The 7012-nt window shown below is 72.4% G+C and carries 7 protein-coding genes; 3 read left to right on the forward strand and 4 right to left on the reverse strand.

The features are described 5' to 3' along the window. Positions 1-47: 47 nt before the first annotated feature. The 3 genes from ACWEGE_RS20435 to ACWEGE_RS20445 all read right to left on the reverse strand — a co-directional run bounded on the left by ACWEGE_RS20435 (position 48) and on the right by ACWEGE_RS20445 (position 3268). Positions 48-1103: an NlpC/P60 family protein gene (locus ACWEGE_RS20435; RefSeq protein WP_449662012.1), complete on the reverse strand. Its 1056-nt coding sequence runs from the start codon at positions 1101-1103 to the stop codon at positions 48-50. A gap of 443 nt (positions 1104-1546) precedes the next feature. Next, a complete protein-coding gene (locus tag ACWEGE_RS20440) occupies positions 1547-1804 on the reverse strand; it encodes a hypothetical protein (RefSeq protein ID WP_449662013.1) in 258 nt (85 codons plus the stop codon). Positions 1805-1870: 66 nt separating this feature from the next. Beyond that, positions 1871-3268: an NYN domain-containing protein gene (locus ACWEGE_RS20445; protein ID WP_449662014.1), complete on the reverse strand. Its 1398-nt coding sequence runs from the start codon at positions 3266-3268 to the stop codon at positions 1871-1873. Positions 3269-3365: 97 nt separating this feature from the next. On the opposite strand from ACWEGE_RS20445, the gene ACWEGE_RS20450 reads away from it, so the two are divergent. From ACWEGE_RS20450 to ACWEGE_RS20460, 3 genes are all read left to right on the forward strand, one after another. Continuing rightward, on the forward strand, positions 3366-5069 hold the full coding sequence (locus tag ACWEGE_RS20450) for a DEDD exonuclease domain-containing protein (RefSeq protein ID WP_449662015.1): 1704 nt from the start codon (positions 3366-3368) through the stop codon (positions 5067-5069). Between the two features lie 134 nt (positions 5070-5203). Then, positions 5204-5485 carry an Lrp/AsnC family transcriptional regulator gene (locus ACWEGE_RS20455; RefSeq protein ID WP_449662016.1) on the forward strand — a complete coding sequence of 94 codons (282 nt, stop codon included), beginning with the start codon at positions 5204-5206 and terminating at the stop codon, positions 5483-5485. Continuing rightward, positions 5482-5670: a YdeI/OmpD-associated family protein gene (locus ACWEGE_RS20460; RefSeq protein ID WP_449662017.1), complete on the forward strand. Its 189-nt coding sequence runs from the start codon at positions 5482-5484 to the stop codon at positions 5668-5670. Before ACWEGE_RS20455 ends, ACWEGE_RS20460 begins: the two co-directional genes overlap by 4 nt. 52 nt (positions 5671-5722) lie before the next feature. On the opposite strand, the gene qcrB is transcribed toward ACWEGE_RS20460, so the two are convergent. Continuing rightward, a partial coding sequence (gene qcrB, locus ACWEGE_RS20465; RefSeq protein WP_449662018.1) for a cytochrome bc1 complex cytochrome b subunit occupies positions 5723-7012 on the reverse strand: 1290 nt, incomplete at its 5' end.

Raw genomic sequence — 7012 nt, forward strand, 5'->3', positions numbered from 1 at the left:
GGGCGGCACCGCGTGTGCGGTACCGCCCGTCCGAGCTGCTGCCGGGATCACGCCGTCGGGCGGCGCGCTCCCGAGTACTGGCTCTGCAGCGGCGAGATCTTCACGACGTCACCGGTGTCGGGCGCGTGGACCATCTGGCCGTTGCCGATGTACATGCCGACGTGCGAGACGGGCGAGTAGAAGAACACGAGGTCGCCCGGCTGGAGCTGGTCCCGCGGCACCGCGGTGCCGAAGGTGGACTGCTCGCGGCTGGTCCGCGGGATGGTCAGCCCGGCCTGCCCGTAGGCCCACGACGTCAGGCCCGAGCAGTCGAACGTGCTCGGCCCGGTGGCGCCGTACTTGTACGGGCTGCCGAGCTTGCTCAGCGCGGCTTCCACGGCCGCCTGCGCGGCCGCCGTGGGCGCCTGGATGTTGGCGGGCGGGGTGCCGCCGCGGTCCTTCTGGGCGTTCTTGTCCGCGGTGCTCAGGTTCTTGTTGGCCGCTTCGAGCTGGTCGATCTGGTCGTTCAGCGTCTTCTGCTTGGCCTTGATGTCCTCGGTCAGCTTGGCCGCGGTGTCCCGCGCGTCCTGCGCGCGCTTGGCGGCGTCGCTGGCCTTGGCGGCCGCGTCGGTGGCCTGCTGGACGGCGCCGGTGAGGTTGCCCATCGCGGCGTTCTTGCCGGTCGCGATGACTTCCAGGGCCGAGGAGCGGTCGAGGAAGTCCTGGGTGGACGTGCCCGCCAGCAGCGCCGACAGCTTGTTCAGCTGGACACCGCTGGTGAACGACGCACCGGCGAACTTGTCGACCTCGGTCTGGTACTTCTTCTGGCTTTCGGACGCCGTGGCGGCCTGCTGCTTCGCCGCGTTGACGTCCGCGGTGGCCTTGTCGAGCTCGCCCTGCTTCTTCTTCAGGTCGTCCTGGGCCGAAAGCAGGTCTTCGTTGAGCTTCTCGGCCTGGGCCGCCAGGTCGCGGTACTTCGCGAGGGCGTCGGAGCCGGTGGGCGGGGTCTGGAGAACGGGGACGGGGGCGGCGGTGGCCGTCGGCTGGGCCACGGTGACGAGGGTGATCACCGAAGCCGCGGCGAGGGCACCTGAAACCACGCGCCTGAGGGAATGCGACTGCACGGTCGCGCGGGTCTCCTTTGCGTCTCGGCCGCCGACGGGGACCGGGGCACGAAGAGGTCGGGGAGTTCCTCTTCACCGCTGTCCCGCCACCACGCGCCGAGCCGTGCGCTTTTGCCATGCACGAGCCGCAACAGGTGAAGCACGCGGTGGTGGTTCCGGTTCCCAGCTTCCCGACAAAGCTGCGTCCGGCGGCGATCTCGCGTCGCCGCCTCTTCAGACGGCCGGGGGCCACGAGATCTCGGACAGGTTACGAAAAGAGCGCCACCACGTCCACCACCTCTCCGCCAAAAACGCTGAGTGACCCCGCTGAACACCATCGGACCAGGGCGGGAGGAAACATGTGATGGGCGTTACACGCTGGGGTTTCTCCGGAGCGCTTTTCGACTACCGACCGTTCACCGATTCAATCGACCATTCGGCGCGCCGTCACGAAACGGTGGAAATCAGGCGGTGCGCCGGATCGGGTCTTCGACCAGCCGCAGGCGTGGCACCATCCCGGCTTCGGCCAGCGCGTCGACCGCGCGGCGCTCGTCGGCGTCCCACACCACCGCGGGCGGCGCGCCGAGCAGCACGCTCACCACGCAGTCGTGGCACGAGATGCCGCGCACCGCGCAGCGGTCGCAATCGACCACCAGGTTCTCGATGTCCGAAACGGCGATGTGCGAGACGTCCACTTCGGACAGCTCGGGGGTGTCGGTCATGTGGTCCTCCTCACGTCGGAACTGACTTGGGAGGACGGTAGGCGCCACCACCGACAATTTCGGGCGTCAAACCCTCGACAAGCGGCTGACCAGCACCGATGAGGGAGCCGGGTGGGCGCCCCGACCCCGCACGGAGTCGGCGACCGCGCGGTCGGACGTCGCGACGACCATCGGCCGCCCGGCGGGCTCGGCCGCGACGAGGTTGCGGATGACGTCGTCGGCCAGCACCCCGCGGTCGGAGAACAGCACCCGCACCCCGCGGGGCACCGAGGCCGGGACCGACAGCACGCCTGCCCCGTCGAACACCACGGTCACCTCGGCGGACGTGCGGGCGGCCAGCGCGGACAGCTGGTGGATCAGGCGGTCGCGCTGGTCGGCGAGGGCGAGCTCCGGGTACCCGGTCTTGGTGACGTTGTAGCCGTCGACGATCAGGTGCACGTTGGGCAGCGCCAGGTAGCGGTCCAGCGTGGTCACGTCGGCGATCTTGCCGCCCTGGCCGGTGCCGGTGCTCGCGCCGCGGACCATGTCCGCCGGGCGGGCGCCCCGCGCGCCGAGCGCGAGCTCGCGGCGCAGGCCGGTGACGGCGCCGTCGATGGTGTCGATGAGCAGGGCGAGCCGCACCTCGTCGGCCTGCCGGGCCTCCCGCGCGGACTGGCGGGCGATCTCGGCGTCGGCGGCCGCGCGCTCGGCGCGGGCGCGCTCGCCGGCGACGCGCTGGCGCTCGCGCTCCAGCTGGGTGGTGAGGGCGGCGATTTCGTCTTCGCGCGCGGCGGAACCGCGCGCGGCGTCCGCGGCCGCCGCTTCGGCCGCGTCCCGGGCCTGGCGCAGCTGGACGCCTTGCTCGCGAAGCCGCTTCAGGAGCTTCTCGACTTCGCCCTCGCGCTCGCCCCGGGCGTTCTCGGCCGCTTGCTTCGCTTCGGCGAGTTCGGCGCGGACCTGGGCGAGCTCGGCCTCGAGCCGCTGGCTGCGGGCGAGCGCGGCGTCGCGTTCGGCGCGCAGCGCGTTTTCCTCGGCGTTCCGGGCGACCAGCCGGACGCGCCCGGTGGCGCCGGACTCGCCCAGCAGGACGGCGGCCGCGGCCGCGGCGACAGAGTCCGCGGCGTTCGGGTCGAGGGCGTCGGTGCGGTGCTCGCGCAGCCACTCGATGACGGCGGTCCGGAACTGCGACGAGTCGGCCAGCGCCGCGAGCAGGGCGGCGCCGCCGAGCTTGGCGCGCTTGGCCGGGGCGAACTTGGCGACCGGCCGCAGCTGGCGGGGCACGTCGGTGGCGGGCAGCTTGGCGACGGCGGCCGCGGCGAGCTCGGCGATGCGGTCGCGCACCGGTTCGGGCAGCGCGGGCCAGGTGGCGGGCTCGGGATGTCCGGCCTGGTCAGCGGGCTCCCCGGCCGGCTCGGGGCGCGACGCGACAGCCGACGGACCCTGGGGGTCCTCCGGCGGCTCCGGCACGAGCGGCTGCGGGTGCATTGGTCCAGGGTAGGCCCCGCCTCCGCATCCCGCGCCGCGCACCACACGGACCGGCGGCGCGCGGAAACTGTCGGTGGTCGCCCCTAGAGTCCCGCCCATGCGTTCGGTCCAGGCTCAGCTCGCCTTCGACGAGCTCGGAACCCCGTTGCGGGACACCACTTTCGTCGTCTTCGACCTGGAAACGACCGGGGCCCCGCCGGGGCCGTCCGGGATCACCGAGATCGGGGCGGTGAAGGTGCGCGGGGGCGAGGTGCTGGGCGAGTTCGCGACGCTGGTGAACCCCGGCACGCCGATCCCGCCGCAGATCGTCTCACTGACCGGGATCACGCAGGCCATGGTCTACGACGCGCCGCCGATCGAGGAGGTGCTGCCGGCGTTCCTCGAGTTCGTCGGGGGCGCGGTGCTGGTGGCGCACAACTCCGGCTTCGACACGTCCCACATGCGGGCGGCGTGCGAGGGGCACGGGTACGTCTGGCCGAAGCTGACGGTGGTCTGCACGGTCCGGCTGGCGCGCCGGGTGGTGCCGCGGGACGAGGTCGGGCGCTACAACCTGACGGCGCTGGCGCTGCTGTTCGGGGCCGGGACCAGGCCGACGCACCGGGCGCTCGACGACGCGCGGGCGACGGTGGACGTCCTGCACGGGCTGCTGGAGCGGGTCGGCAACCTGGGCGTGCACTCGCTCGAGGAGCTGATGGGGTACCTGCCGGAGGTGACCGTCGCCCAGCGGGCGAAGCGGCACCTGGCGGCGGACCTGCCGTCGGCACCGGGTGTCTACCTGTTCAAGGGCCCGAAGGACGAGGTCCTCTACGTCGGCACGGCGAAGGACCTGCGGCGGCGGGTGCGGACGTACTTCACGGGGTCGGAGAACCGCAGCCGGATCCGGGAGATGGTGGCGCTCGCCGAGCGCGTCGACCACGTGGTGTGCGCGCACGCGCTGGAGGCGGAGGTCCGGGAGCTGCGGCTGATCGCGGCGCACCGGCCGGCGTACAACCGGCGGTCGAAGAACCGGCACCAGGGCTGGTGGATCGGGCTGACGGAGGAGGCGTTCCCGCGGCTGTCGGTGGTCCGCCTGCCTCGGCCGGGGGTGCTGGGCCCGTTCCGCAACCAGGCGGACGCCCGCACGACGGCGGACACCCTGGCCGGGGCGTCCGGGCTGCGGACGTGCACCCAGCGGATCTCGCCCCGGTCGGCGAACGGCACCCCGTGCGTGCTGGCGGAGCTGGGGCGTTGCGGAGCACCGTGCGCGGGGCGCCAGAGCGTGGAGGCGTACGGCCCGGCGGTCGAGTCGGTGTCGGGGCTGATCGCGGGCCTGGACGGCAGCCCCCTGCACACGGCGGCGGCGCACGTGGAGCGCCTGGCGGCGGGTCAGCACTACGAGCAGGCGGCCCGGCACCGCGACGAGCTGGCGGGCCTGATCCGGGCGCTGGGCCGGGCACACCGGCAGGCATCCCTGGCGTCGATCGGCGAGCTGATCGCGGCGGGCCCGGACGGCAACGGCGGCTGGGAGCTGGCGGTGATCCGCTACGGACGGCTGGCATCGGCGGGCGTGGCCCGGCGCGGGGTGCCCCCGATGCCGGTGGTGGAGGCGCTGGTGGCGTCGGCGGAGACGGTGCTGCCGGAGCCGGGGCCGCTGCACGGAGCGCCACCGGAGGAGGTGGGGGTGCTGTTGCGCTGGCTGGCCCGGCCGGGAGTCCGCCTGGTCCGCACGACCCGCCCCTGGGCCGAGCCGGCCGCGGTCGCGGGCTGGCGGGGATGGCTGGACCTGGTCGCGGACGCGCACTCGCTGGAGCACGTCGGCTGACCGCCCGGACACCTCCCGGCCGGTTCGCGTACCCGGAGGGTCGGATCGCGGCCGACCCTCCGGGTACGGGAGGCCCGCACCGCGGCGTAGCTAGGATCGCGGGCGACCCCGCAGACGAGTCTTGGAGGACCCAGGTGATCACCGCGATCGTGTTGATCCAGGCAGAGGCGGACGCGATCCCGGACGCGGCGCAGGCGATCGCCGACATCGAGGGTGTCGGCGAGGTCTACTCGTGCGCCGGGGACGTCGACCTCATCGCCACCGTGCAGGTGCCCACGCACGAAGGCCTGGCCGACCTGATCCCGGGCAAGATCGGGAAGGTGCCGGGTGTGCTGAACACCGTCACGCACATCGCGTTCCGGTCCTACAGCCGCGCCGACACCGAGTCGGCCTTCTCGATCGGTGTGGAGGATTGACCGAGCTCCCCGCGGAACTGGCCGACGCCCTCGCGGCCGCCCCGGACGCCGCGGCGCTCTTCGACGCCCTGCCGCCCTCCCACCGGCGTGAGTACGTCCAGTGGGTCGCCGAGGCCAAGAAGCCCGAGACGCGCGTCTCCAGGGCCGGGAAGGCCATCACCCGGCTCCGCGCCGCCAAGGCCTGAAACGACGAAGGCCCCCTCCCGCGGGAGGGGGCCTTCGTCGTGGGTGGAACTTCTAGTCGTGCTTCGCGGCCGACGCCGTCTCGGCGGAGTCAAACTCGCCGTGCTGGCCGTGCTGGCCGTTTTCGCCACCGGAGTGGCCGTTGCCGTTGGCCCGCTCCAGCGCCGCCGTCTCCTCGGCCGGGTCGGGCGACCAGAACGTGCCCGGCACGGCGTGCCCGGCCGAACCCAGCTTGTTCATCTTCTTCGGCACCGACGCGCCCTGGTACTCGAGCGCGACCGCGTGGCCGTGGCTGTCGACGCCCGCCAGCGGCTGGTGGATCTCGATGAACTCACCGTGCGGCAGCCGCTTGATGATGCCCGTCTCGACACCGTGCTCCAGCACCTCGCGGTCGGCCCGCTGCAGGCCCAGGCAGATGCGGTAGGTGAAGTAGTAGGCCAGCGGCGGCACGATCAGCACGCCGATGCGGCCCGCCCACGTCGTCGCGTTCAGGGAGATGTCGAACTGGTCGGCGATGATGTCGTTGAAGCCGGACAGCTCGATGACCATGAAGAAGCCCAGCGCCATCGCACCCAGCGCCGTGCGGACCGGTGCGTCACGCGGCCGCTGGAGCAGGTTGTGGTGCGCGGTGTCCTTGGACAGCTTCCGCTCGATGAACGGGTAGCCCAGCAGCAGGCCGAACAGGATCGGCATGCCGATCGCGCCGGGGAAGAACACCGCCGGGATCGTGTAGTTCCCGAGGTAGACCTCCCACGCCGGCCAGATCCGCAGCATGCCGTCGGCCCAGGCCATGTACCAGTCCGGCTGCGAGCCCGCCGACACCTGCGCCGGGTTGTACGGGCCGAAGTTCCACACCGGGTTGATCTGGAACAACCCCGACATCAGCGCCAGCACCCCCACGACCAGGGTGAAGAACGCCCCGCCCTTGAGCGCGAAGTACGGCATGATCCGCACCCCGACGACGTTGGTCTCCTTGCGCCGCACCCCCGGGAACTGGGTGTGCTTCTGGTACCAGACCAGCGCCAAGTGCGCCCCGACCAGCGCCAGCATGATGCCCGGGATCAGCAGGATGTGCAGCGTGTACAGCCGCGGGATGATCTGATCCCCCGGGAACTCCCCGCCGAACAACGCCCAGTGGATCCAGGTCCCGGCCACCGGCACCGACAGCACGATGCCCGACAGCGTCGCCCGGATACCGGTACCCGACAGCAGGTCATCCGGCAGCGAGTAGCCGAAGAAGCCCTCGAAGCACCCCAGGATCAGCAGCAACCCGCCGATCACCCAGTTCGCCTCACGCGGGCGCCGGAACGCACCGGTGAAGAAGATCCGCAGCATGTGCACGGC

This window comes from Amycolatopsis sp. NPDC004747, assembly GCF_053601335.1.